A 22,955-nucleotide genomic window follows, 5' to 3' on the forward strand; every position below is an offset into this window, starting at 1 on the left:
AGGCACAGTCATGATCAATATCCTCGTAGCTGCCGACGATACCGCCCGGCTCACGCAGATCGCGCGCCTGGTCACCGACAGCGGACACTATCGCGTGACGCGCGCGCACGGACGGCCGTCCCAGATCGAGCATCGAACCGACGGGCTCGATTCGTTCGATATCCTGCTGATCGACGGTGCGACGACCGACGCGGCCGAGCTGTCGGCGCTCGAGCGGATCTGCCGGCTGCACCCGGGCCTGACCGGCATCCTGGTGACCGCGGATGCGGCGCCGCACGTGCTGCTGGACGCGATGCGCGCCGGCGCGCGCGACGTGCTGCAGTGGCCGATCGACCCCGCGGCGCTCGCCCGCGCGCTCGAACGCGCAGCCGCGCAGAGCACGCGGCGCGACAGCGACGATACGCGCTTCGTGTCGTTCATGTCGTGCAAGGGCGGCGCGGGTACGAGCTTCGCCGCGAGCAACGTCGCGTACGAGATCGCCGAAGGCCACAAGCGCCGCGTGCTGCTGGTCGATCTGAACCAGCAGTTCGCGGATGCCGCGTTCCTCGTCAGCGACGAGACGCCGCCGTCGACGCTGCCGCAGCTGTGCGCGCAGATCGAACGGCTCGACGGCGCGTTTCTCGACGCGAGCGTCGCGCACGTGACGTCGACGTTCCACGTGCTCGCGGGCGCGGGCGACCCGGTCAAGGCCGCGGAGATGCGGGAGGACGCGCTCGAATGGATCCTTGGCGTCGCGGCGCCACGCTACGACTTCGTGATCTTCGACGTCGGCGTCAGCATCAATCCGCTGTCGATGATCGCACTGGATCGAAGCGACCAGATCCAGCTCGTGCTGCAGCCCACGATGCCGCACGTGCGCGCGGGCCGCCGGCTGCTGGAGATTCTCGTGTCGCTCGGCTACCCGACCGACCAGTTGCGGCTGGTGGTGAACCGGATGACGCGCGCCGGCGAGCGGTCCCGCGCCGCGCTCGAGGAAGTGCTCGGCCTGCACGCCAGCAGCACGATACCCGACGACGCCGACACCGTGCGCGAAGCGCTCGACCTGGGGCATCCGGCCTCGCGCGTCGCACGCGGCGCGGCGGTCACGCGTGCGTTGCAGGCCTGTGCGAAGCAGATCGTCGAAGGGGACGTGCGCACCAGGCACGGCACGTCCAGCAGCGAACCGTTGATGTCCCGGCTGTTCGGCCGCAAGGCCACGCCGAAGCTCAAGTCCATGTGAATCTTGCGGGGAAACCATCATGTCATTGCGCGAACAGATGTCCTTGTACCGGACGCAGCCGCAGGCGGCGGGCACCGAACCGGCAGGTGCGACGCATTCGTCGGTACGCAACGCCTACCAGAAGCTGCGCCGCGAAATTCACCTGGCGGTGCTCGAACGCGTCGAGCTGGAGCGTCTGTCGCGCCTGCCGCAGGAACAGGTCCGGCAGGAAATCTCGGCGCTGATCTCGCGCATCCTCGACGAGGAGCGCCTGCTCGCGAACGACATCGAGCGGCGCCAGCTCGCGATCGACGTGTACGACGAGATGTTCGGTTTCGGCCCGCTCGAGGCGCTGCTGCGCGACCCCGGCATCTCCGACATCCTCGTGAATACGTACAAACAGGTCTACGTCGAGCGCGCCGGCCAGCTCGAGCTGACCGACGTGACGTTCTACGACGACGCGCACCTGATGAAGGTGATCGAGAAGATCGTGTCGCGGGTCGGGCGCCGCATAGACGAATCGACCCCGATGGTCGATGCGCGTCTGCCGGACGGCTCGCGCGTGAACGCGATCATTCCGCCGTCGGCGATCGACGGGCCGCTGATGTCGATCCGGCGCTTCGCGGTCAACCCGCTGAAGATGGACGACCTCGTGAGTTACCAGAGCCTCACGCCGCCGATGGCGGAACTGCTCGATGCGCTGGCCCAGGCGAAAGTGAACGTGCTCGTGTCGGGCGGCACCGGCAGCGGCAAGACGACGCTGCTCAACATCCTGTCGGGCTTCATTCCGCGATCCGAACGGATCGTGACGATCGAGGACGCCGCCGAGCTGCAACTCCAGCAGCCGCACGTGTTGCGGCTCGAAACGCGGCCGCCGAACATCGAGGGCAAGGGCGAGATCACGCAACGCACGCTCGTGCGCAATGCGCTGCGGATGCGGCCGGACCGGATCATTCTCGGCGAAGTGCGCGGCGCGGAAGCGCTCGACATGCTCAATGCGATGAACACCGGCCACGAAGGCTCGCTCGCGACGATCCACGCCAACACGCCGCGCGATGCGCTCACCCGGCTCGAGAACATGATCAGCGTCGGCGGCCTGACGCTGCCGCCGAAGACGATGCGCCAGCAGATCGCGTCGGCGATCTCGGTGGTGGTTCAGGCCACCCGGCTCACCGACGGCAAGCGCAAGATCGTCAGCATCCAGGAGCTGACCGGGATGGAGGGCGACATCATCAACATGCAGGAGATCTTCACGTTCAAGCGCACCGGCATGGATCGCGACGGCACGGTGCGCGGACACTTCTGCGCGACCGGCGTGCGGCCGAAGTTCGCCGAGCGGCTGCAGGCGTTCGGCATCAACCTGCCGGATTCGCTGTACGACCCGGCGCAGCGTTACGAGACGAAGTGACGACGCGCGGTCGTCTGATTCCGGGGAGGCCTCATGGACTCGATCTTTTACGGTTTTGTGATTCTCACCTTCGTCGCGGTCGTGCTCGCGATCGAAGGCGTCTATCAATGGTGGAACACGCGCCACGGTGCCGCGGCGCGCCGGATCGAGTCGCGCCTGCGCGCGATGTCGGCCGGCGGCAGCGTGCAGCAGGAGCGGCTGTCGATTCTCAAGAAGCGGATGCTCGACGAGTCGAAGCCGTTCGACCGGCTGTTGTTGCGCATGCCGCGCGTGCAGTCGCTGGACCTCCTGCTGCAGCAGTCCGGGCTCGACTGGACGGTCGCGAAACTGGTCACGCTCTGCGCCGCATTCCCGGTGGCGACGATGCTGGCCCTGACCCTGACCGTGTTGCCGCTGATCATCGTGGTGCCGATTGCGCTGCTGACCGCATGCATCCCGGTAATGTACGTGATGCGGCATCGCAACCGGCGGATGCTCAAGCTCGAGCGCCAGCTGCCGGATGTCTGCGACATGATCGCGCGCGCGCTACGCTCCGGCCACTCGTTTACGAGCGCGCTCGGGATGGTCGGCGAGGAGTTTCCCGATCCGATGGGCAGTGAATTCAGGATCACGTTCGACGAGATCAATTACGGCGTATCGCTGCACGATGCGCTGGTGAACCTCGCCACGCGCGTGCCGGCCCATGACCTGCGCTACTTCGTGATCGCGGTGCTGATCCAGCGCGAGACCGGCGGCAACCTGGCCGAACTGCTCGACAGCATCGCGTCGCTGGTGCGCGAACGCTTCAAGCTGTTCGACAAGGTCCGCGTGCTGTCCGCGGAAGGGCGGTTGTCGGCCTGGATCCTCGGCCTGCTGCCGTTCGGTACCGCGGGCATGATGGCGGTGTTGAACCGCGAGTTCCTGTCGGTGCTCTGGGAGGATCCGGCCGGCATCAAGATGGTTGGCGTGATGCTGGGGTCGATGGCATTCGGCCTGCTGTGGATTCGCCGCATCATCCGCATTCGCGTCTGACGCGTGTCCCGGGCTTCACGAACCGATTCGAGGCTGTCATGCAAAACCTGAGCGTAGTACACACCGTGATGCTGGCCGGCTTGTTCCTTTTCGTCGCCGGCGGCGTGCTGGTCGCGATGCTGCTGTTTGCGCCGCGCAATATCGAGCGCCGGATCCAGCAGGCGAGCGGAGCAAGCGTAGGCATCGGCACCGGTGCGAACGACGGCGGCGGGCAAACATCGCACTGGGTCGCGAAACTCGTCGAGCTGTCGAAACCGATTTCCCGGCTATCGCTGCCGCAGGAGGGCTGGGAGAATTCGCCGCTGCGGATCCGGCTGATGAATGCCGGCTGGCGCGATGCAAACGCGGGCGCGCTTTACTTCGCGGCGAAGACGGTACTCGCGCTGGCGCTGCCGGGCGCTGCGCTGCTGGCGCTCGCCACGACCCGCCTCGCGGGTCAACGCATGCTGCTGTCGTTCCTCCTCGTGGCGCTCGCCGGGATCGGCTACTACGTGCCGAACGTGATCCTCCGGCGCCGGATCGCGAAGCGTCAGCAGGTGATCTTCGAGGACTTCCCGGATGCGCTCGACTTGCTGACCGTATGCGTCGAAGCAGGGCTCGGGCTCGATGCGGCGCTGATGAGGGTGAGCGAGGAACTGCGCTTTCGCAGCGAAGTGGTCGCAGGCGAACTCGACTTGCTGCTGCTCGAGATGCGTTCCGGGTTCACGAAGGATACCGCGCTGCGCAACCTGGCGCTGCGGACCGGCGTCGAGGATATCGAATCGTTCTGCGCGATGCTGATCCAGGCCGATCGCTTCGGCACGAGCATCGCGGAATCGCTGCGCGTGCTCTCGGACATGCTGCGCACGCGACGGCGGATGCGCGCGGAGGAGCGTGCCGCGAAGATCGCGCTGAAGCTGCTGTTCCCGCTGATCTTCTGCATCTTCCCGGCGCTGATGTGCGTGTTGCTCGGGCCGGCGATGATTCACGTGTATCGCGTGCTGCTGCCGACCTTCACCAGCATCGGGCAGTAAGCGGCGGGGGTGCCGCGCGAACCGGATGTGCGTGCCGGCCCGGCGTCGCCTGGCGGCACGGTCACCGTCTTCATGGGAGGCTCCTTCTCCCCCCGGGCGGCGCCGCGAGACAGGTCGATCATAGCGGCGTCAACGCAACCCGGACCCATGGTCGACCCTGGACGCAGCCGTAGTCCACTGCCCGCGCGGGTGGCCCCCTACGGCTTCCCCTCAAGGCCGCCCCTCGCTCGGCACATCGGCCGCCTTGCTGAGCTCGCCCATGATGATCCGTGCGATCTCGTTGGCCGGTGCGCGTCCGTCCGGGCCGGACGCCGTGTTCGCCCACGTGACGATCGTCGTCTTCGTTGCCGGATCGTAGCCCGCGAACGTATTGAAACCCGGTATTTCCCCGGTGTGCCCGTAGAACGTGCCGAACTTCGCGAGCCCCATACAGTAGCTCGCCGACGCCGGATTCGACGGATCGATCGGCGTGCAGCTCGCGAGGCGTTGCGCCTGCAGGTCCGCATTCAGGTAGCCGCCGCCGACCATCCGCTGCACGTACGCACCCAGTTCGGCCGCGGTCGAGATGCCGGAGCCGGCCGTCCATGCCCACGACGTATTGACCGTCGTCACGTCGGTCGGCTGCAGCGTGCCGTTCTTCGCGGCGGCCTGGCGCGCGGGAGACAGCGCGTCGCCATCGATCGTCTCCACGTTGGTGCCCCATTGATAACCGCGCGGCGCCGGCGCGGGCAGCGCCGTGTTGTCCTGCGGCGGCAGCGATGTCTCGGTCAGCCCGAGCGGCGCGAACAGCCGCGTCCGGATCGCATCGGCGGCGCTCATGCCGGTGCGTTGCTCGATGATCAGGCCGAGCAGCACCGTATTCGTGTTCGAGTAGCGAAAATCCGCGCCCGGCGCGAAATAGACGGGCTGGTTCTCCGCGATACCCAGCAGTTCGTCGACGGCCCACACCCTGTCCGGCTGCGCGTCGAGCGACTGGTTGAACGCAAGGCTGGTCGAGTAGTTGTAGAGACCGCTGCGCATCGTCAGCAACTGCTCGATCGTGATCGTGTCGCCATTCGGCACGTTCGCGACGTACTGGCTGACATGATCGGTCAGGCGCAGCCTGCCTTCCTGCACGAGTTGCAGGATCACGGTGCCCGTCCACGTCTTCGTCACGCTGCCGATGCGAAAGTGCGCGTTCGTCGGGATCGGCGAGTTCGTGCCGCGCACGGCCGTGCCGAACGACGCGAGCCAGTTGCCTTGCGGCGACTGCACGTAGACGACCGCGCCGGGCGTCATCGTGCTCGCGAGCAGCGCATCGATCTGCGGGCGTGCCTGGGTGGCGTAGGCAGGCTCGTCGCTGTTCAGCGAGCTGTCGCCGCCGCAGGCGGAAACGGCGATGCCGACGGCCAGCGCCGTTGCAACCGTCGCCAGGTGATGCACCAGCCGCTGCGCGGCGCGCGGGTAAAGCCGGGGAGGAGCAGAGGTCGCCATCGCGTGTTCCCTTCCTTGTTGTGTTTAAGTGGTCTCCTTGCATCCCCGAAACTATAGGACACGCAACCGGGCGCCGAAGGTGTGCGATGCATTCATCATACGATATCGGCCGGCCAGGCCGGCCGGGATTGCGCGTCACTGAAAATGATGCACGTACCGCAACACCATCCGCGAACCTTGCGGCCGGTTGCGCGCAAGGACCTCGAAGTACGCGTTGAACAGCAGGTGATCCTGCGGCGAGAAACTGACCATCGCACCGGGCCCGATCGCGAGCACGGATTCCCGTGTGCCGGACACGTCCTGCCCGTTCACTTTCATGTCGGTGGTCTGGCGCAGCCAGTAGCCGTTGAGCCCCAACCGCAGCCCGGGCCGCACTTCGTACTCGGTCGCGAAGTTCGCATGAACGGCCTGGCCGGCCTGCGTCGACGTCACGTCGGGCCCGAGCGCGGTCGCCGGCTCGTGATTGGTCGCATTCCACAAATAGTGCAGGCGCCACGACACGGTCCACTTCGGCGTGACCCAGAACGTCGCGGCCCAGTACGGATCGAACGACCAGAAATGGCTGCCCGGATTGATTGCCCGCGCCGGGTCGTATGCGCCGGTCGGCGCGATGAACTGGAATTCCACCCGCTGCGCGAAGCGCGGCCCCTGCGGGCCCATCACCGGATCGAACTGGATGAACGGGCCGATCAGCAGGTCGCCGAACCCGGCCCGCGAATTCAGCGCGACGTTGCCGATTCCGTCGTTCGTGTGCACCGACGCCACCCACGGCAGGATCACGTCGAGCCCCGGATGCATGCCGCCGAACGCCAGCGGCGACTGGTAGACGAGCTGGCTCAGCCCCGCGAACAGGTCGATGTCCTGCTTCGGCAGCCCGACCTTGTTGCCGGCATTGTCGTTGACGCGTCCGGCCGTGTAGTACTCGAGATACTGCGTGCCGTACCAGCCGGCGCCGGCCGGCGGCATCCCGTCGAGGAAGCTGGTCATCCCCAGGTTGACCGATGGCAGGTCGGTCGCATGCGCCGGCACGTGCCCGGTCAGGCCGAAGCACACGAGGCCTGCGATCGCAAGCAGGCGAGAGCCGCATTTCATCATCACCACCTCCTGAATATTTGTTTGTATAACTAATCAAGCGGCACGAGAAAGATCGGGGTGTGCCGAGATCGCGCGATACTGGCCCGCATGGAACACGAGCGGTGCATGGCCGAACGCATCGAATGCCTCGATCTGGCCGATGAACAGCAGGTGGTCGCCGCCTTCGTAATGGCCGACATGGCGGCACACGAAACGCGCGCTTGCGCCGTCGAGACAGGGCACGCCGCCCGCATCGGCATCCACGTGCGGCACGCCGTCGAACTTGTCGGCGCTCGGCGTCGCGAAACGGCGCGACAGTTCGATCTGGTCGTGCGCGAGGATATTGATCGCGAAGTGCGTGGCCGCGACGAAATCCGGACGGCTCGGCGCGACCTTGCGCAGGCTCCACAGCACGAGCGGCGGGTCGAGCGACAGCGACGAGAACGAATTGGCGGTGAGGCCGACCTTGCGCCCGTCCGGCGCGCGCGTGGTGATCACGGTGACGCCAGTCGGAAACTGCCCGAACGCGGCGCGCAATTGCAGCGGGTCGAGGCCCGGATTGCTGGAAGCGGTGGTGTTCATGTCGCTTACTCCGAACGGGCGGCGTGTTCGCGGATCAGCGCGGCGCAGGCCGCCGGCTCGAACCACCACGGCGCGAACCGGCGCGGATCGTCGAAGCCGTCGACGATCGTCGCGGCGAGCGACGGCAGCTGGCCGGCGGCGCCGAGCAGCTCGAGGATGTGCGGCGGCGGCGGCGTGAGCAGCGAGTTGGTCCAGCGCACGACGTGCTGCGCGTAGGCCCAGTAGCGTTCGAACGTGTCGTGCATCCAGGCTTCGTCGAACGGCTCGGCTTCGCGTGCGAGGATCGCGTCGCCGTACACCTTCGCGCATTTCGCCGCATTGTTCGAACCCTGTCCGGTGATCGGATCGTTGACGACCACCGCGTCGGCCATGCCGAACACGGTACGGCCCGACGGCAGGCGGAAGAACGGCTTGCGCACGGTCGGCGTGAAGCGCCCGGACAGCGTGCCGTTCGGATCGGTCAGCGCAACGTCGCGGCAGCGCTCGAATTCCCACGGCACGTACTGCTGCAGGAACGACAGGCTGCGGTCGAGATGCTGCTCGGGCGTCTTCATGTCGGCCCAGCAGTCGAGCGGGCCGCCGGGGATCCCTTCGAACACCATGATTTCGCACGGGCCCGTCGTGGTCAGCGCCGGAAACACGAAGTATTCGCCGATCCCGGGCAGCAGGTTGAAGCGCACGCGCGAATACGGCTCGCTAGGCGTCATGCCCGTCACGTAGGTGAGGGCCAGTGCGCGTTGCGGGCGCTCGAACGCGCTGCGTGCGTCGTCGCGGCCGAGCAGGTTCACGATTTCGCCCTTGCCGGCCGCGAGCAGCACGAGATCGTGGCTGCGTGCGAGCGCCTCGAGCTCCGGCACGCCGACGTCGCAGATGCGCACGTCGGCACCGCGGCGCCGGATCGCGTCGAGCCAGTCGGCCATCTTCACGCGCTGGTCGACCGATTGCGCGTAGCGGGTCAGCCGCGACGACCAGTCGATCGCCTTGCGACCGTTGCCTTGCGGATGCGGCACCGCGATGCCGATGCCGTCGACGGACGGGCACGCTTCTTCCCAGGCGTTCAGGCCGAGATCGCGTTCGATCTGCAGTGCGGTATGGAACATGCACTGGCTCGACATGACCTTGCCGGCGCGAATCTGTTGCGCGTCGCGATTGGTCGCGAGCGTGACGTGATAACCCTGGTCGAGCAGCGTGAAGGCGAGTTGCAGGCCGGACTGGCCGGCGCCGACGATAGCGATGCGTTTCATGATGCAATCCTTTGCATGACGAATTAAATGGAATGAATGTGGGCGGGAACGAACGGCCGGCGGTTATTCGGCCAGCCGCGGAATCGCCGGCACCGCCTGCTCGGGGCCCATCGCGGAGTAGCCGCCGTCCACCGCGTAGTCGGCGCCCGTCACGAAGCTTGCCGCATCGCTGCACAGGAACGTGACGACCTGCGCGACTTCCGACGGATCGCCCACGCGCCCGAGCAGATGAAATGGCGCGGCCACGCGATCGGTCTTCGCGCGGTCGCCGTGCGTGAGCTCGTCCATCACGCGCGACCACGTCCAGCCCGGCGACACCGAGTTGACGCGAATCCGGTCGGCGGCGAGATCCATCGCCATGCTGCGCGTGAGCTGGCGCATCGCCGCCTTGGATGTGGGATAGAGCCAGCGGCCGGTCTGCGCGCATTGCGCGGAGATCGAGCTGAAGTTCACGATCGCGCCGCCGCCGCGCCGGGTCAGGTAGGGATGAACGGCCTTCACGAGCATCGCGGCCGAGACGACGTTGACGTCCATCGCCGCGAGCCAGTCGTTGCGCGTGGCCTGGATGCCGTTGTCGACGTAGCTGCACGCGAGGTTGATCAGCAGGTCGATCGAGCCGAAGCGTTCGGCGACGGCCGATACCGAGCGCTCGATCGCGCGGTCGTCGGTGATGTCGGTCGCGATGAACGTGCCGCGTTCGCCGAGTGTAGCGGCGACGCGCGCGCCGTTCTCCGCGTCGAGATCGAGGATCGCGACGCACGCGCCAGCGTGGCTCAGGTCCTGCGCGACGGCGGCGCCGATCAGCGTGGCGCCGCCGGTGACGATCGCGACTTTGCCAGCAAGGGCAGTCATGGGGAGTCTCCTGGAATGATTGAGCGCAGGCGGCGCGCGTTCGACGTGCCGCCCGGGTATCCGTCGATTACGCGCTGTCGCGCCAGCGCTGCATCAGGCCGTTGGACGGCACGGTTTCGTCGAGCAGCTTGCGCGCCGTTTCGACACCGGCGACGGGCAGCCCGGCCGCGTCGAGCAGGCCGATCTGCACGAGCACGCTCGCCTGGTCCCAATAGATGTGCTCGTGATACAGCTTGTCGCCGCGGAACTTGACGATCGCGACGAGCGGGATCTCGACGCGCTTGCCGGTCGGCGCGACGCCGGGCAGCATCCAGTCGATCTCGGTCGTATGCGTGAAGCAGAACAGCAGTTCGTCGACGATCTGGCTCGCGCCGATCGTGCGCGAGATCGGCGTGATCGTGGTGTCCGGCGGGTTCGCATGCACGAAGTGATGCGTGTAGAAGCGCTTGAGTTCGTCGTAGCCGACGCCGCCCGTCAGTGTCGGAATATGGTTCACGTAGGGCTGCGCAACCATCGTGTCCATCGTCGCGTCGACGTTGCGCGTGTCGAATTCGTGCCGGAGATGTTCTTCCCACAGCGCGGACAGGTCGTAGCGCGGGCCGAGCGCCGCGCGGAACGCGGCGATCGCGCGCTGATGCGCCATCACCGCGGCCGCCTTGTCGAAATGATCGCCGCCGACGCGTGCGAACGCATGATCGACGCCCGGGTAGACATACACTTCCACGCCGTCGCGCCCCGCGAGCGCCGCGGCGATGCGTTGCTGCGCGTCGGGCGGACAGAAGCGGTCCTGCGCGGGGATCTGCAGCACGAGCCGGCCGCGCAGATGCGCGGCCTCGTCGAGCGCGTGTTCGATGCCCACGCCGTAATAGCTGACCGCGGCGGCCACGTCCGGCAGGCGGCACGCGGCGAGATACGCGAGCTTGCCGCCGAGGCAGTAGCCGAGCACGCCGGCCTGGCCCGTGCATTCCGGCCGTTGCGTGAGCACGGCCAGCGCGGCGGCGATGTCCTCGACGCCCTTGTTTTCGTCGTATTCGCGGTACAGCGCCATCGCACGCTCGAAGTCGGCGGCGGTGTAACCGAGTTCGATGCCGGGCGCCTGGCGCCAGAACAGGTCGGGCACGAGCACCGTGTAGCCTTCTTCGGCGTAATAATCGGCCACGTCGCGCATCGTCGCGTTCGCGCCGAAGATCTCGTGGCACAGCACGATGCCCGGTCCCGTGCCGCCGGCCGGCGTGCTCAGGTACGCGCGAAACGCGCCGCCGTCCGGCGACGGGATCTCGATGTGTCGTCCTTGCATGTGTCTCTCCATTCTGTTCGTGACTGGCATGGGCGCAGTATTGGCGGACGAAACGCGCGCTTCTATCCGCTTTCTTCGACCGGTATCCGCGAATTCCGGAAACCTGCGGACCGGCCCGCCGCAGCGGGGCCGGGACACGCCGCTCTGCGGGTTTGTGCGGATGCGGAAGCGCCGCACAGTTTTCTACGATGCGCGAACGGTCCGCTTCTTGCATCGGGTGCGCTGGGCTTGCGTAGTGTAACGAGGCGGACTGTCCGGATACTCCGGCCGCTATCCGGATCGTGCGACGGGATTCCCCGGAATCGGGAACGCGTGCACAGCGCAAGTGCGATCGAGCACGACGGGAGAACTTCGATGGGGCAATTTTCCGGAGCGGGCTGGCTGGGTGACGCCGCCTGTTTCAATCACGACACGCTGCTGCTGCAGTCGGATGACGTCGACGAGGTGCGCGCGCGGGTAGCGGACGTGTTCAAGCCGCACCGGCTCACACCGACCGGCGATTCGCGCGCGCTGCACAGCCGCATGCACCATGCTCGCTGGGGCAACCTGTCGCTGAATCTGCTCGACTATGGTGGCGAGGTGTCGATCGAACCGGGGCCGCTCGAGCACTTCTATCTGTTGCAGATTCCGCTGCGCGGCGACGCCGAGATCGAGTGCGGCGCGACGCGCTTCGTGTCGTCGCCCGACACCGCGTCGCTGCTGTCGCCGACGCTGTCGCTCAGGATGCGGTGGGGCGAGGCGTGCCCGCAAGTGATCCTGCGGATCGAGCGCGAGGTGATGGAGCGGCATGCGCAGCGGCATTTCGGCGACGAGCGGCGCGCGCCGGTGGAGTTCGAGCCGGAATTCAGCCTGTCGTCGCAGCAGGGCGCGTGCCTCGCGCAGATGCTGCCGATGCTGGCCGACGCGATCGCGACGGACGGGCATCCGCTGCGCCATCCGCTCGCGTTCGAGCAGCTCGAATCGACGCTGCTCAACCTGTTGCTGTACGGCCACCCGAACACCGCGCGCAACGGCACGCGCCACGCGCCGGCGCCGCTCGCGCCGTTCTACGTGCGGCGCGTCGAGGAATACATCCGCGCGCATCTCGACGAGCCGCTGACGATCGAACGGCTCGCCGAACTCGCGGGCGTCAGCCCGAGCACGCTGTTCGCCGGCTTCCGCAATCGCCACGGCATCACGCCGATGGCATTCGTGCGCCAGTTGCGGATGCAACGTGTGCGCGACGAACTGCTCGACGATGCGACACCGGGGCTCGCGTCGGTGACGGACATCGCGCTGAAATGGGGCTTCGCGCACCTCGGACGGTTCGCGATCGACTACAAGCGCGCGTTCGGGGAATCGCCGTCGGCCACGCTCCGGATGCGGCGCGTGCGGTGCTGACGGGGCAGCCGCGACACGGGCTCGCGGTCGAAAGCCGAGTCGCGCGCCGGGCGACGGATCACGCAACGGCGATCGTTACCGGCTGGACAGAGGATGGGGTTGGAGCATGCATCGCGCCGGCCAAGCGATGCGGCTTGCCGGCGCACGCGCGCAACGGGCCGGTTGCGGCAACCGGCTCCCTCGCGTGTGGTTCAGAAATGCACGACGGTCCGGATGGACTTGCCTTCGTGCATCAGGTCGAACGCTTCGTTGATGCCGGTGAGCGGCTTCGTGTGCGTGACGAACGGTGCCAGCTGGATCGTGCCGGCCATCGCTTCCTCGACCATGCCCGGCAGTTCGGAGCGGCCCTTGACGCCGCCGAATGCCGTGCCCAGCCAGCGGCGACCGGTGACGAGCTGGAACGGGCGCGTCGAGATTTCCTGGCCGGCGCCGGCGACGCCGATGACCACCGACTGGCCCCAGCCGCGGTGCGCGCATTCGAGCGCGGCGCGCATCACGTTGACGTTGCCGATGCACTCGAAGCTGTGGTCGACGCCCCAGCCGGTCATTTCGACGATCACCTGCTGGATGGGCTTTTCGTGATCCTTCGGGTTCACGCAGTCGGTCGCGCCGAACACGCGTGCGAGGTCGAACTTGCCGGGGTTGGTGTCGATCGCGATGATGCGGCCGGCCTTCGCGAGCTTCGCGCCCTGGATCACCGCGAGGCCGATGCCGCCGAGGCCGAACACGGCCACGGTGTCGCCTTCCTGCACCTTCGCCGTGTTCTTCACCGCGCCGAGGCCCGTCGTGACGCCGCAGCCCAGCAGGCAGACCTGCTCGGGGTTCGCGTCCGGGTTGATCTTCGCGAGCGACACTTCGGCGACGACGGTGTATTCGCTGAACGTCGAGCAGCCCATGTAGTGATAGACCGGCTGGCCGTTGTAGCTGAACCGCGTGGTGCCGTCGGGCATCACGCCCTTGCCCTGGGTGGCGCGCACCGACACGCACAGGTTGGTCTTGCCGCTCTTGCAGAACAGGCACTCGCCGCATTCGGCGGTGTAGAGCGGAATGACGTGGTCGCCGGGTTTGACGCTGGTCACGCCTTCGCCGACTTCCACCACGATGCCGGCGCCTTCATGACCCAGCACGGCGGGGAAGAGGCCTTCGGGATCGTCGCCCGACAGCGTGAACGCGTCGGTGTGACAGACACCGGTATGGGTGATCTTGACGAGCACTTCGCCCTTGCGGGGCGGTTCGACGTCGATTTCGACGATCTGGAGCGGCTTACCCGCTTCAAACGCAACTGCGGCACGTGATTTCATGACAATCCTGTTGAAAAAATCATCGAATGGAGCGGAGCGTCGACGATCCTGCGCCGGTCAACGCAGGTAGGACCGGACGAGGGTCACGATATCGTCGATCGATTCGGAAGCAGGCCGCGGGGCCTCCGCGAGCTGGGTGAATTCCTCGCGCAGATGGCTTTCGAGCACGCCGGCCATCACGCCGTTGATCGCGCCGCGGATCGCCGCCAGCTGCTGCAGTACCGGACCACAGTCGGCGCCTTCCTCGAGCGCCTGCTCGAGCGCATTCAGCTGCCCGCGGACACGGCGCACGCGGGTCAGGACGCGTTTTTTCTCTGCGGGGGAATGCGGCATGGGATCGTGGTTTCCGGATACTGGGGGGCAGTATAGAACAATGCGGTGCCGGAGGTATACCCGGTCGTGCCCGGATGCCGCAGTGCCTCCGCCGGCAGGGTTCCCGATACCGGCGCGCGATCGGCGTCAGATCAGCAGCGAAAGCGTGCGGAACAGCGCGAGATCGTCCTTGCGCGCCGAGCGCGCATGCCGCCTGATCACCTGCAGCAGGCAGTCGATGAAGCAGCGCGCGGCGTCGCTCAGCGTGCTGCTGCGGCGCGTGACGACGCCGAGTTCGCTCGGCTCGAAGGTCTCCTTCAGCGACAGCACGCGCATCCGCTCGCCGAACGGCGGCACTGCCGCGAGGATTGTCGGGCACCACGTGCACATGCCGGCCTGTTCGAGCATCGTCTGCAGCATCGCGACCGACTGCGCGCGCACGATGCGCCGCTCGTCGATCTGCGCGCCGTGCCGCGTGAACAGGTAGTCGACGAGCGCGGCCTGGCCGTCGGCCGACGAATTCAGCACCCAGTCGCAATCGAGCAGGTCGTGCACCGACGTCGCGCGTTCGTGCGGATGCCCGGCGCGCACCATCACCGACGTCTCGTAGCGCAGCAGCGGCTCGAACGCGAACTCCTGCGCGCCGCTGCCGGCCTGCACGTGGCCGAGCGCGAAATCCATGCTGCCGTCGCGCAGCAGCGGTTGCGCGACGGCCATCAGCGCTTCGTACAGTTCGAGGCGCACGTCGGGCATCCGCTCGCGAAACTGCAGCACGGTTTCCGCGAGGAAGGTCATCGTCAGCCACGGCGTGACGCCGACGCTCAGCCGCCCCTCGACGCGCCCGCGCATCCGCTCGAGATCGCTTTGCGCGTGCTCGAGCTGCTTGAGCACGAGTTTCGCGTGCGTGAGCAGGGTCTTCCCGTATTCGGTGAAGCCGATGCCTTCCGGCGCGCGCACCAGCAGCGGCAGGCGCTCGCTGGCCTCCAGCTCGCGCAACGCACGCGTGACGGCCGCCTGCGACAGCCCGAGCGTGCGCGCCGCGCCGCGGATGCTCCCGGCCTCCGCGCTCGCGACGAGCGCCTGCAACTGATGCAGCTTGATCGTGCTCATGGTGTGAAAGGGTGCGAAAGGGTGTGATAGCCGACAACGAAAGGTTGTCATCATAACGAAACTGCGGCTGTTCGCCGGCTTTTTCGCTGCCTACGATCTGGCCCACGACCTGCCATTCCGGCAGTCGCCACGCGGCACCTGGAAAGGAGTAACGGGGTTGGATCGAGTACGCATTCCGCCTGAAATGGCGGCCATCGAGACGGAGATGATCGCGCTGCGCCGCCGGCTGCATGCCCATCCGGAACTCGGTTTCGACGAACACGCGACGAGCGGGCTCGTCGCCGATTGCCTGACAACATGGGGTTATCGGGTCACGCGCGGCCTCGGTGGCACCGGCGTGGTCGGCACGCTCACGCGCGGCGCCGGGAAGCGGCTCGGGCTGCGCGCGGACATGGATGCGCTGCCGATCCGCGAGACGACCGGGCTGCCGCATGCGAGCCGGCACGACGGCGTGATGCACGCGTGCGGCCACGACGGCCATACGGCGATGCTGCTCGCCGCCGCCCGTTGCATCGCGCAGCGCGGGCGCTTCAGCGGCACGCTGAACCTGATTTTCCAGCCGGCGGAGGAAGGGCTCGGCGGCGCGAAGCGGATGCTCGACGACGGGCTGTTTACGCAGTTCCCGTGCGATGCCGTGTTCGCGATGCACAACGTGCCGGGCCTGCCGGCCGGCGTGCTCGGCTTCTGCGACGGCCCGGCGATGGCGTCGGCCGACGAGGTACGCGTTCGCGTGACCGGGCGCGGCGGCCACGGCGCGGCGCCGCACACGACGATCGATCCGGTGGTCGTCTGCGCGTCGATCGTGATGGCGCTGCAGACGGTCGTGTCGCGCAACGTCAATCCGCAGGAACTGGCGATCGTCACGACCGGCTCGATCCACGCGGGCACCGCATCGAACGTGATTCCGCCGCATGCGGATCTCGAACTGAGCGTGCGGGCGCTGTCGCCGGACGTGCGCGCGCTGCTCGAACGGCGCATTCGCGCGATCGTGCACGGCCAGGCCGACAGCTATGGCGCGACGGCCGAGATCGACTATCGCCACGATTATCCGGTGCTCGTGAATCACGCGGCGGAAACGGCGTTCGCGCGCGATGTCGCGCGCGAATGGGGCGGCGACGATGCGCTGATTCCGCATCTGCGGCCGATCGCGGCGAGCGAGGATTTCGCGTTCATGCTCGACGCGTGCCCGGGCAGCTACCTGTCGATCGGCAACGGCGACGGCGCGGCCGGCTGCGGGCTGCACAACCCCGGCTACGATTTCAACGATGCGTGCCTCGCGACAGGCGCGAGCTACTGGATCGCGCTTGCCGAGCGCTATCTTGCGTGACGCGCGGTCGGACCGATTCGATTTACCTTCAACGACGGCAACAAGGAGACTGGCAATGAAACAATGGATGGCGGCGCTCGCGGTGGCGCTGACGGCAACGACGGTGGCAAGCGCCGCGCATGCGGGCGACTGGACGGGCAAGGAGATCCGCCTCGCGGTCGATCCCACCTATCCGCCGCTCGAATACAAGCAGCCCGACGGCACGCTGACCGGCTTCGGGATCGACATCACGAACGCGTTGTGCGCGGAGCTGCGCGCGCGCTGCGTGTGGGTCGAGTCGAGTTTCGACGGGATGATTCCGGGGCTGCTCGCGCGCAAGTTCGACGTGATCGCGTCGTCGATGACGATCACGCCGAAGCGCATGCAGCAGATCGCGTTCACGAACCGGATCTCGAACGCGCCGGCGCGGCTGGTCGCGCGCAAGGGTTCGCCGCTGCTGCCGACGGCCGCGTCGCTGAAGGGCAAGCGGGTCGGCGTCGAGCAGGGTTCCGCGCAGGCCGACTATGCGATCGCGAACTGGCAGCCGGCCGGCGTGCAGATCGAGTCGTACCAGAACCAGGACCAGGTCTATGCCGATCTCGTGAGCGGGCGGCTCGACGCGGCGTTCCAGGCGTCGATCGCGGCCAGCGACGGCTTCCTGAAGAAGCCGCAGGGCAAGGATTTCATGTTCGTCGGTGCGGCGATCGACGACGCGAAGTACTTCGGACAGGGCGACGGCCTCGGGCTGCGCAAGCAGGACACCGAGCTGCGCGATGCATTCAACCGCGCGCTGGCGACGATTCTCGCGAACGGCACGTATCAGCGGATCAACCGCAAGTACTTCGACTTCGACATCTACGGCACGAAGTAAGCAGCGCCGACCCGTATCGCAAGGGTTGGGATAACGATATCAATAAGGAAAACGAATGAACTGGAGATTGTTTTTCGTCGCGATGCCGGCACTGTGCGCGGCACCGGCGTTTGCGCAAAGCAGCGTCACGTTGTACGGGTTGATCGATGCGGGCATCGACTATACGAACAACGTCGGCGGCCACAGTGATTGGCAGATGGCGAGCGGTTTCGCGCAGGGCAGCCGCTGGGGGCTGAAGGGCACCGAGGATCTCGGCGGCGGCTACAGCGCGCTGTTCCAGATCGAGAGCGGCTTCAACGTGAACAGCGGCACGCTCGCGCAGGGCGGCCGCATGTTCGGGCGGCAGGCTTACGTCGGGCTCGGCAGCACGCGCTTCGGCACGCTCACGCTCGGCCGGCAATACGACTCGGTCGTCGACTATCTCGCGCCGACGACCGCGAACGGCAGCTGGGGCACCTATCCGTTCTCGCATCCGCTCGACAACGACAACACCGGCAACACGTTCCGCGTGAACAACACGGTCAAGTATGCGAGCCCGGATTTTGCCGGCTTCTCGTTCGGCGGCACGTACAGCTTCAGCAACGACACCGGGTTCGCGAACAACCGGCAGTGGAGTGTCGGTGCGCAGTACGAGCAGGGCGGCCTGCTCGTCGGCGCGGCGTTCCTGAACGCGGACAACCCGGGCGCGACGGGCGGCGGCGCGATCGCTGGCTCGGGGTCGGTCGGCGCGGATGCGAACTTCGCGTCGGCGCGGCTGCGGATTTTCGGGGCGGGCGTCAATTACACGGCAGGGCCCGCGACGGTCGGGTTCGCGTATACCAACAGCAACGTCACGCGGCCGACCGCGAACGTCGGCTACCTGTTCGGCGACGAGACGATCGAACCCGTCACGGGGCCGCTCGCGGGCGGCACGGTCACGGCGATCAAGTACCAGAACTTCGAAGTGAACGGTAAATACCAGTTCACGCCGGCGTTCTTCGTGGGCGCGCAGTATGTGTATACGACCGTGCGTTATGAAGCGACCACCGGCAGCGCGAAACCGAAGATCCATTCGATCGGGCTGATGGCCGACTACAACCTGTCGAAGCGCACCGACGTCTACCTGATGGGCGCGTACCAGCGGGTTGCCGGCGATGCGACGGGCTCGGCGCTCGATCAGGCGTATGTCCCGGGGGCGGCCGATCTGTCGTCGACGTCGAAGCAGTTGATGGTGCATGCGGGGATCCGGCATAAGTTCTGACCGGATCGGGATCGAGGGGGCGAAGGGCGGGATGGGCGGCCGGCCTGGCGTCGCCCGCCCGCACAAGCGGCGCATTCCGGCAAGGACTCGCCGCGTCATGCGTGAACCGGTGGGCAGCATCCCCGCCTCATAGCCCGCGTCAACGTTCTGTTTTTTCAGCTTGTCGATACACGGAATCCTCGCGCGTCGTTTCGGCCGCTTGCGACGCTGTATTCGTGAGCGGGCGATTCCATTGGCATGCACGTTCGACACGAACACGAGAAATCGATCAGGTCAGTTCCGTCTTGTACAAACCGTTGATCGTTTCAGCCAGCGCGTTATCGTAGCTGCCGCCACGCGCCAGCCGGCGATGCGACGGGCGAACACGTCGCTCACCAATGCCACGTACGGCCCGCGGCCGGAGCCTGCCGGCAAATGCTGTCATTCGGGGCTGCGGGTGTTCGCCCGGTCACAGGCATCGTCGCGAGTTCATTGCCGGATGTGGTCGCGGCGTCGGGACAATCTGCACCTCGGCCACGCGGTGGACTTGCCCCTGCATGGCCGGAGCGGTCGTTATTCACCGACCTTCGTTTCCGACTCGGCGCGTTTCGCTAGATGTTCGACCATTCTTTGTGCTGCGGGCTGGATAGTGTCAAAGGTCTTGAAACAGACGACGAAGCGGCGCCGGGCCCATGAATCGGTGAGGGGGATGACGCGTACGCCGAGCGACTGCCGGTAAGCGGCTGCAACTTCGACAGGGATGACGCTGATCCCCAAACCGGCGGCCACGACGCGAAAGGCTGCGTCGAAACTCGACACGATCACGCGATACGACACGGTCCGGCCCCGATCCGCGGCTGCTCGCCTGAGCATCGTGTGAACCGCCGTGGCGGGCGGCAGTCCGACGTGATCGAAGTCGAGCGTGTCGTCGAAACCGACCGATTGAAGCCCGGCAAGCGGATGCTCCGGGTGCACGGCGAGCGCCAGCCGATCGTGCCGATATGAACGCGCCTGCAGTCCTTGCAAGTCGACGTTGTCCCAGCACACGCCGACCGCAGATGCTCCTTCGCGTACCTGCCGGACGAGGTCGCGCGACAGCCGCTCTTCCACGTCGACCTTGATGTTCCGGTTGGCGGGGTCGCGCATGAACGATGCGATGTCGTCCAGTAACACTTCCGCGATCGCGGACGCCGACGCGCAGATGCTCACGCGCCCCTGCAGCCCGTCGCCGATCGCGGTGACGTCGGCCGCGATCCGGTCCATCGTGAACAGCATGCTGCGCGCATGCTCGAGCAGCGCGACGCCGGCCGGCGTGGGCGTAACGCCGCGTCGCGACCGCGTCAGCGCCGGCGCGCCGAGGTCGCTCTCGAGCTGCGCGATGCGCTTGCTGATCGCCGATGGCTCGATATGCGCTTCCTTCGCGGCTCGCGCGATGTTGCCGTGATCACACACGGCCACGAACAGTCGGAGTGTCTTGAGGTCGAGGTCGCGCAACGGTGCTGTCTCCATGAGTCGATACGTTCCGGGTCGGAAGTTTTCTGCCCGTTTCGGCCGGTATCCGTGTTCTCCGGGAACGTCGGAAATTACCACGACGACGTCCCGCAGGCGCGCCGTGCGGGTTTTCTTCAGAAGATTTCGTGACGACGGCCGGCCCGGTCGCGACGCGGACGCGGCGACATTTCTGAGATTCCGTTTCGGAACGCTATAGCTTCCAGATCGATACTTTACGTCGCTTTTGGAATCTATAGAGTAAGGGCTATCGCCGGCGTGCAATGACCGGCCACAGATTGCGGAGACAGCGACCCCATGCCTTCTTTTCCCTCCCATGTCGTGATTCGCGAGGTCGGATTGCGTGACGGCCTGCAGAGCATCCAGGCCGTTCTGCCGACCGAGCGCAAGATCGAATGGATTGCCGATGCGTACGCAGCCGGCCAGCGCGAGATCGAAGTCGGTTCCTTCGTGCCGGCACGGCTTCTGCCGCAACTTGCGGATACGGCCGAACTCATCGCCTACGCGAAAACGCTACCGGGCCTCACCGTGTCGGTGCTGGTGCCCAACCTGACAGGCGCGCAGCGCGCCATCGAGACTTGCGCCGACTTGCTGCTCGTGCCGGTGTCCGCGAGCCGCGAACACAGCCTCGCGAACCTGCGCAAGACGCCCGACGAAGTGATCGCCGAGGTTGCGCATATCCGCGCCGCGCGCGACGCCGCCGGATCGACGACGCTGATCGAAGGCGGCATCGGCACGGCATTCGGCTGCACGATCCAGGGGCGTGTCGAACCGGACGAGGTCTTGCGTTGCATGCAGGCGCTGCTCGATGCGGGCGCGGATCGCGTCAGCATCGCCGATACGGTCGGCTATGCGGGGCCCGCGGCCGTTCGTGACCTGTTCGAGCGTGCGCGCCGCATGGCAGGCGAGCGCTTCTATTGCGGCCACTTTCATGACACGCGCGGCCTCGCGCTCGCCAACATCTATGCCGCGCTGGAAACCGGTGTCGCGCGTTTCGACGCGACGCTCGCAGGAATCGGCGGGTGTCCTCATGCACCGGGCGCAAGCGGCAACGCGTCGAGCGAGGACCTCGCGTTCATGCTGGACGAGATGGGCATCGACACCGGCATCGACCTGACGGCGCTGCTGGCGCTGCGCGCCAAGGTCGCGCGCTGGCTCGACGGCGAAATGCTGCATGGCGCGCTGTGGCGTGCCGGTCTGCCGAAAACGCATCTTGCATCGACGGCGCTCAATGCCTGAGGACCTCATGGAAACCAACGCAAGACTTCCGCTCGACGGTGTGCGAGTGATCGAGTTTACACACATGGTCATGGGGCCGACGTGCGGGATGATCCTCGCGGATCTCGGCGCGGAGGTCATCAAGATCGAGCCGCCCGGCGGTGACAAGACGCGCAAGCTGCCGGGCCTCGGCATCGGCTTCTTCCGCACCTTCAACCGCAACAAGAAGAGCGTCGTTCTCGACATCAACACACCGGAGGGCAGGGACGCCGCGCTCGCGCTGATCGGCACGTGCGACGTGATGCTCGAGAACTTCCGCCCGGGCTTGATGACGAAGCTCGGTCTCGACTACGACACGCTTTCGAATGCGTTTCCACGGCTCGTCTACGTGTCGCACAAGGGGTTCCTGCCCGGCCCCTACGAGAAGCGTCTCGCGCTCGACGAAGTCGTGCAAATGATGGGTGGACTGTCGTACATGACGGGGCCGGTGGGCCGGCCGTTGCGTGCGGGAACATCGGTCAACGACATCATGGGTGGCATGTTCGGCGCGATCGGCGTGCTGGCCGCGTTGCGCGAACGGGATGTCACCGGACGCGGCCAGGAAGTACAAAGCGCGCTCTTCGAAAACTGCGTGTTCCTCTCCGCGCAGCACATGCAGCAGTATGCAATGACGCATGAAGCGCCGCCGCCGATGCCCGCGCGCGTGTCCGCATGGAGCGTGTATGACGTGTTCACGCTTGCCGACGGCGAACAGCTGTTCATCGGCGCCGTCAGCGACAAGCAGTTCGTCACGCTGTGCGACGTCCTCGGCCGCCCGGATCTGTCCGCGGAGCCGCGCTTCGCGAGCAACGCATTGCGTGTGGCGGTTCGGCCCGAATTGCTCGAAGCGCTCGGCGCCGTGCTCAAGGACCACCGTGTCGACGAACTAATGCCGAAGCTCGAGGCCGCGGGCATTCCGTACGCGCCGATCGTGCGACCGGAGCAGCTGTTCGACGACCCGCATCTGAAGGCCAGCGGCGGACTCGTGCCGATGGAGACCGACGACGGCACGATGACCGATGTTGTCTTGTTGCCGCTGACGATGGGAGGTCGGCGGCCGGGCGTACGGCAGGCGCTCGCCCGGGTCGGCGAACACACGCACGAGATTCTTTCGCGACTGCGCGGACGAGCGAACGCATGACCTTCCAGGCGCACTCGCGTAAGCGGTGCGGGAACCGATGGACGAACAGGTTGCGAACCTGCTCGATAACGCGGCGGATGACGTGCGCCGCGCCAACGTTCATCGCCACCGTCCCGATCAGGTCGGTTTGGCCGTCTGATCACTTCGGAGATACAGAGATGGCAGATTTGTTTGATAACCCAATGGGGTTGACGGGATTTGAATTCGTCGAGTTCGCATGGCCCGTGGCTGCGATTGCCTGCCATCAAGGGTATCGGTGGCGCACCGCTTTATCTATCGAGCGCGATCAGATCCGCCGAGGTGTCGTAGGGAAACACAGTTGAACAACGCGCTCCACGCATGACGTGCGCGGAGCGCGATACACCGGCAGACGGACCACGATCCAACAACAAGGCCG

The 22,955-nt window shown here is 66.6% G+C and carries 22 protein-coding genes; 11 read left to right on the plus strand and 11 right to left on the minus strand.

Annotated elements, in window-relative coordinates; translation table 11 throughout:
• The first annotated feature begins 10 nt into the window (after positions 1–10).
• From U4Z31_RS23505 to U4Z31_RS23520, 4 genes are read left to right on the plus strand one after another with little or no spacing between them, the layout of a single operon-like run.
• Positions 11–1,219: an AAA family ATPase gene (locus U4Z31_RS23505; RefSeq protein WP_321801935.1), complete on the plus strand. Its 1,209-nt coding sequence runs from the start codon at positions 11–13 to the stop codon at positions 1,217–1,219.
• A 19-nt stretch (positions 1,220–1,238) separates the two neighbouring features.
• Positions 1,239–2,606 (plus strand): CpaF family protein, encoded by a 1,368-nt coding sequence (locus tag U4Z31_RS23510; protein ID WP_257774246.1) that lies wholly within the window; start codon positions 1,239–1,241, stop codon positions 2,604–2,606.
• A gap of 33 nt (positions 2,607–2,639) precedes the next feature.
• Positions 2,640–3,617: a type II secretion system F family protein gene (locus U4Z31_RS23515; protein ID WP_044844298.1), complete on the plus strand. Its 978-nt coding sequence runs from the start codon at positions 2,640–2,642 to the stop codon at positions 3,615–3,617.
• A 38-nt stretch (positions 3,618–3,655) separates the two neighbouring features.
• Positions 3,656–4,630: a type II secretion system F family protein gene (locus U4Z31_RS23520; RefSeq protein WP_321811485.1), complete on the plus strand. Its 975-nt coding sequence runs from the start codon at positions 3,656–3,658 to the stop codon at positions 4,628–4,630.
• 210 nt (positions 4,631–4,840) lie between these two features.
• Here U4Z31_RS23520 and U4Z31_RS23525 read toward each other — a convergent pair whose 3' ends face one another.
• The 6 genes from U4Z31_RS23525 to U4Z31_RS23550 all read right to left on the minus strand — a co-directional run bounded on the left by U4Z31_RS23525 (position 4,841) and on the right by U4Z31_RS23550 (position 11,152).
• Complete coding sequence (locus U4Z31_RS23525; RefSeq protein ID WP_321811486.1) at positions 4,841–6,103, minus strand: serine hydrolase domain-containing protein; 1,263 nt, start codon at positions 6,101–6,103, stop codon at positions 4,841–4,843.
• Positions 6,104–6,238: 135 nt separating this feature from the next.
• Entirely contained in the window at positions 6,239–7,198 is a 960-nt protein-coding gene (locus tag U4Z31_RS23530; RefSeq protein ID WP_044844297.1) for a transporter, read from the minus strand.
• Between the two features lie 33 nt (positions 7,199–7,231).
• Positions 7,232–7,759 carry a flavin reductase family protein gene (locus U4Z31_RS23535; RefSeq protein WP_321811487.1) on the minus strand — a complete coding sequence of 176 codons (528 nt, stop codon included), beginning with the start codon at positions 7,757–7,759 and terminating at the stop codon, positions 7,232–7,234.
• Positions 7,760–7,764: 5 nt separating this feature from the next.
• Entirely contained in the window at positions 7,765–9,003 is a 1,239-nt protein-coding gene (locus tag U4Z31_RS23540) for a styrene monooxygenase/indole monooxygenase family protein (RefSeq protein ID WP_321811488.1), read from the minus strand.
• A gap of 63 nt (positions 9,004–9,066) precedes the next feature.
• Positions 9,067–9,855 (minus strand): SDR family oxidoreductase, encoded by a 789-nt coding sequence (locus U4Z31_RS23545; protein ID WP_321811489.1) that lies wholly within the window; start codon positions 9,853–9,855, stop codon positions 9,067–9,069.
• A gap of 67 nt (positions 9,856–9,922) precedes the next feature.
• Positions 9,923–11,152, minus strand: a complete 1,230-nt coding sequence (locus tag U4Z31_RS23550; protein WP_321801941.1) for a dienelactone hydrolase family protein — start codon at positions 11,150–11,152, stop codon at positions 9,923–9,925.
• A gap of 354 nt (positions 11,153–11,506) precedes the next feature.
• On the opposite strand from U4Z31_RS23550, the gene U4Z31_RS23555 reads away from it, so the two are divergent.
• Positions 11,507–12,532, plus strand: coding sequence for an AraC family transcriptional regulator (locus U4Z31_RS23555; RefSeq protein WP_321801942.1), 1,026 nt, complete (start codon positions 11,507–11,509; stop codon positions 12,530–12,532).
• A gap of 191 nt (positions 12,533–12,723) precedes the next feature.
• Here the strand turns inward: U4Z31_RS23555 and U4Z31_RS23560 are convergent, their stop codons facing one another.
• The 3 genes from U4Z31_RS23560 to U4Z31_RS23570 form a co-directional block, all read right to left on the minus strand.
• Positions 12,724–13,833 (minus strand): S-(hydroxymethyl)glutathione dehydrogenase/class III alcohol dehydrogenase, encoded by a 1,110-nt coding sequence (locus tag U4Z31_RS23560; RefSeq protein ID WP_124487304.1) that lies wholly within the window; start codon positions 13,831–13,833, stop codon positions 12,724–12,726.
• 57 nt (positions 13,834–13,890) lie between these two features.
• Positions 13,891–14,166, minus strand: coding sequence for a formaldehyde-responsive transcriptional repressor FrmR (gene frmR, locus U4Z31_RS23565; RefSeq protein ID WP_044844290.1), 276 nt, complete (start codon positions 14,164–14,166; stop codon positions 13,891–13,893).
• A 126-nt stretch (positions 14,167–14,292) separates the two neighbouring features.
• Positions 14,293–15,255, minus strand: coding sequence for a LysR substrate-binding domain-containing protein (locus tag U4Z31_RS23570; protein WP_044844289.1), 963 nt, complete (start codon positions 15,253–15,255; stop codon positions 14,293–14,295).
• A 157-nt stretch (positions 15,256–15,412) separates the two neighbouring features.
• Here U4Z31_RS23570 and U4Z31_RS23575 point away from each other — a divergent pair, with 157 nt between their 5' ends.
• The 3 genes from U4Z31_RS23575 to U4Z31_RS23585 are packed head-to-tail and all read left to right on the plus strand — an operon-like array spanning position 15,413 to position 18,672.
• Entirely contained in the window at positions 15,413–16,582 is a 1,170-nt protein-coding gene (locus U4Z31_RS23575; RefSeq protein WP_321811490.1) for a M20 aminoacylase family protein, read from the plus strand.
• Positions 16,583–16,637: 55 nt separating this feature from the next.
• Positions 16,638–17,432: an ABC transporter substrate-binding protein gene (locus U4Z31_RS23580; protein WP_321811491.1), complete on the plus strand. Its 795-nt coding sequence runs from the start codon at positions 16,638–16,640 to the stop codon at positions 17,430–17,432.
• Between the two features lie 55 nt (positions 17,433–17,487).
• On the plus strand, positions 17,488–18,672 hold the full coding sequence (locus U4Z31_RS23585; protein ID WP_321811492.1) for a porin: 1,185 nt from the start codon (positions 17,488–17,490) through the stop codon (positions 18,670–18,672).
• 268 nt (positions 18,673–18,940) lie between these two features.
• Here U4Z31_RS23585 and U4Z31_RS23590 read toward each other — a convergent pair whose 3' ends face one another.
• Together U4Z31_RS23590 and U4Z31_RS23595 are read right to left on the minus strand one after the other, a co-directional pair.
• The gene (locus U4Z31_RS23590; RefSeq protein WP_321811538.1) at positions 18,941–19,096 is read right to left on the minus strand and encodes a hypothetical protein; all 156 of its coding nucleotides are present in this window, start codon (positions 19,094–19,096) and stop codon (positions 18,941–18,943) included.
• Between the two features lie 128 nt (positions 19,097–19,224).
• Positions 19,225–20,145, minus strand: a complete 921-nt coding sequence (locus tag U4Z31_RS23595; RefSeq protein ID WP_321801945.1) for a LysR family transcriptional regulator — start codon at positions 20,143–20,145, stop codon at positions 19,225–19,227.
• Positions 20,146–20,457: 312 nt separating this feature from the next.
• Between U4Z31_RS23595 and U4Z31_RS23600 the strand changes: the two genes are divergently transcribed.
• From U4Z31_RS23600 to U4Z31_RS23610, 3 genes are all read left to right on the plus strand, one after another.
• Positions 20,458–21,399 (plus strand): hydroxymethylglutaryl-CoA lyase, encoded by a 942-nt coding sequence (locus U4Z31_RS23600; RefSeq protein ID WP_321811493.1) that lies wholly within the window; start codon positions 20,458–20,460, stop codon positions 21,397–21,399.
• A 7-nt stretch (positions 21,400–21,406) separates the two neighbouring features.
• A complete protein-coding gene (locus U4Z31_RS23605) occupies positions 21,407–22,558 on the plus strand; it encodes a CaiB/BaiF CoA-transferase family protein (RefSeq protein ID WP_321811494.1) in 1,152 nt (383 codons plus the stop codon).
• 158 nt (positions 22,559–22,716) lie between these two features.
• The gene (locus U4Z31_RS23610) at positions 22,717–22,881 is read left to right on the plus strand and encodes a hypothetical protein (protein ID WP_321811539.1); all 165 of its coding nucleotides are present in this window, start codon (positions 22,717–22,719) and stop codon (positions 22,879–22,881) included.
• The last annotated feature ends 74 nt before the right edge of the window (positions 22,882–22,955 follow it).

The sequence above is a fragment of the Burkholderia sp. BCC1985 genome, from assembly GCF_905339915.1.
GTDB lineage: Bacteria > Pseudomonadota > Gammaproteobacteria > Burkholderiales > Burkholderiaceae > Burkholderia.

Bases quoted from the DNA above. Each gene is read 5' to 3' on its own strand.
- U4Z31_RS23505 (WP_321801935.1), top strand. From the start codon at position 11: ATGATCAATATCCTCGTAGCTGCCGACGATACCGCCCGGCTCACGCAG.
- U4Z31_RS23600 (WP_321811493.1), top strand. From the start codon at position 20,458: ATGCCTTCTTTTCCCTCCCATGTCGTGATTCGCGAGGTCGGATTGCGT.
- U4Z31_RS23560 (WP_124487304.1), bottom strand. From the start codon at position 13,833: ATGAAATCACGTGCCGCAGTTGCGTTTGAAGCGGGTAAGCCGCTCCAG.
- U4Z31_RS23570 (WP_044844289.1), bottom strand. From the start codon at position 15,255: ATGAGCACGATCAAGCTGCATCAGTTGCAGGCGCTCGTCGCGAGCGCG.
- U4Z31_RS23515 (WP_044844298.1), top strand. From the start codon at position 2,640: ATGGACTCGATCTTTTACGGTTTTGTGATTCTCACCTTCGTCGCGGTC.
- U4Z31_RS23590 (WP_321811538.1), bottom strand. From the start codon at position 19,096: ATGACAGCATTTGCCGGCAGGCTCCGGCCGCGGGCCGTACGTGGCATT.
- U4Z31_RS23525 (WP_321811486.1), bottom strand. From the start codon at position 6,103: ATGGCGACCTCTGCTCCTCCCCGGCTTTACCCGCGCGCCGCGCAGCGG.
- U4Z31_RS23550 (WP_321801941.1), bottom strand. From the start codon at position 11,152: ATGCAAGGACGACACATCGAGATCCCGTCGCCGGACGGCGGCGCGTTT.
- U4Z31_RS23610 (WP_321811539.1), top strand. From the start codon at position 22,717: ATGGCAGATTTGTTTGATAACCCAATGGGGTTGACGGGATTTGAATTC.
- U4Z31_RS23510 (WP_257774246.1), top strand. From the start codon at position 1,239: ATGTCATTGCGCGAACAGATGTCCTTGTACCGGACGCAGCCGCAGGCG.
- U4Z31_RS23605 (WP_321811494.1), top strand. From the start codon at position 21,407: ATGGAAACCAACGCAAGACTTCCGCTCGACGGTGTGCGAGTGATCGAG.
- frmR (WP_044844290.1), bottom strand. From the start codon at position 14,166: ATGCCGCATTCCCCCGCAGAGAAAAAACGCGTCCTGACCCGCGTGCGC.
- U4Z31_RS23540 (WP_321811488.1), bottom strand. From the start codon at position 9,003: ATGAAACGCATCGCTATCGTCGGCGCCGGCCAGTCCGGCCTGCAACTC.
- U4Z31_RS23585 (WP_321811492.1), top strand. From the start codon at position 17,488: ATGAACTGGAGATTGTTTTTCGTCGCGATGCCGGCACTGTGCGCGGCA.
- U4Z31_RS23520 (WP_321811485.1), top strand. From the start codon at position 3,656: ATGCAAAACCTGAGCGTAGTACACACCGTGATGCTGGCCGGCTTGTTC.
- U4Z31_RS23545 (WP_321811489.1), bottom strand. From the start codon at position 9,855: ATGACTGCCCTTGCTGGCAAAGTCGCGATCGTCACCGGCGGCGCCACG.
- U4Z31_RS23535 (WP_321811487.1), bottom strand. From the start codon at position 7,759: ATGAACACCACCGCTTCCAGCAATCCGGGCCTCGACCCGCTGCAATTG.
- U4Z31_RS23530 (WP_044844297.1), bottom strand. From the start codon at position 7,198: ATGATGAAATGCGGCTCTCGCCTGCTTGCGATCGCAGGCCTCGTGTGC.
- U4Z31_RS23555 (WP_321801942.1), top strand. From the start codon at position 11,507: ATGGGGCAATTTTCCGGAGCGGGCTGGCTGGGTGACGCCGCCTGTTTC.
- U4Z31_RS23580 (WP_321811491.1), top strand. From the start codon at position 16,638: ATGAAACAATGGATGGCGGCGCTCGCGGTGGCGCTGACGGCAACGACG.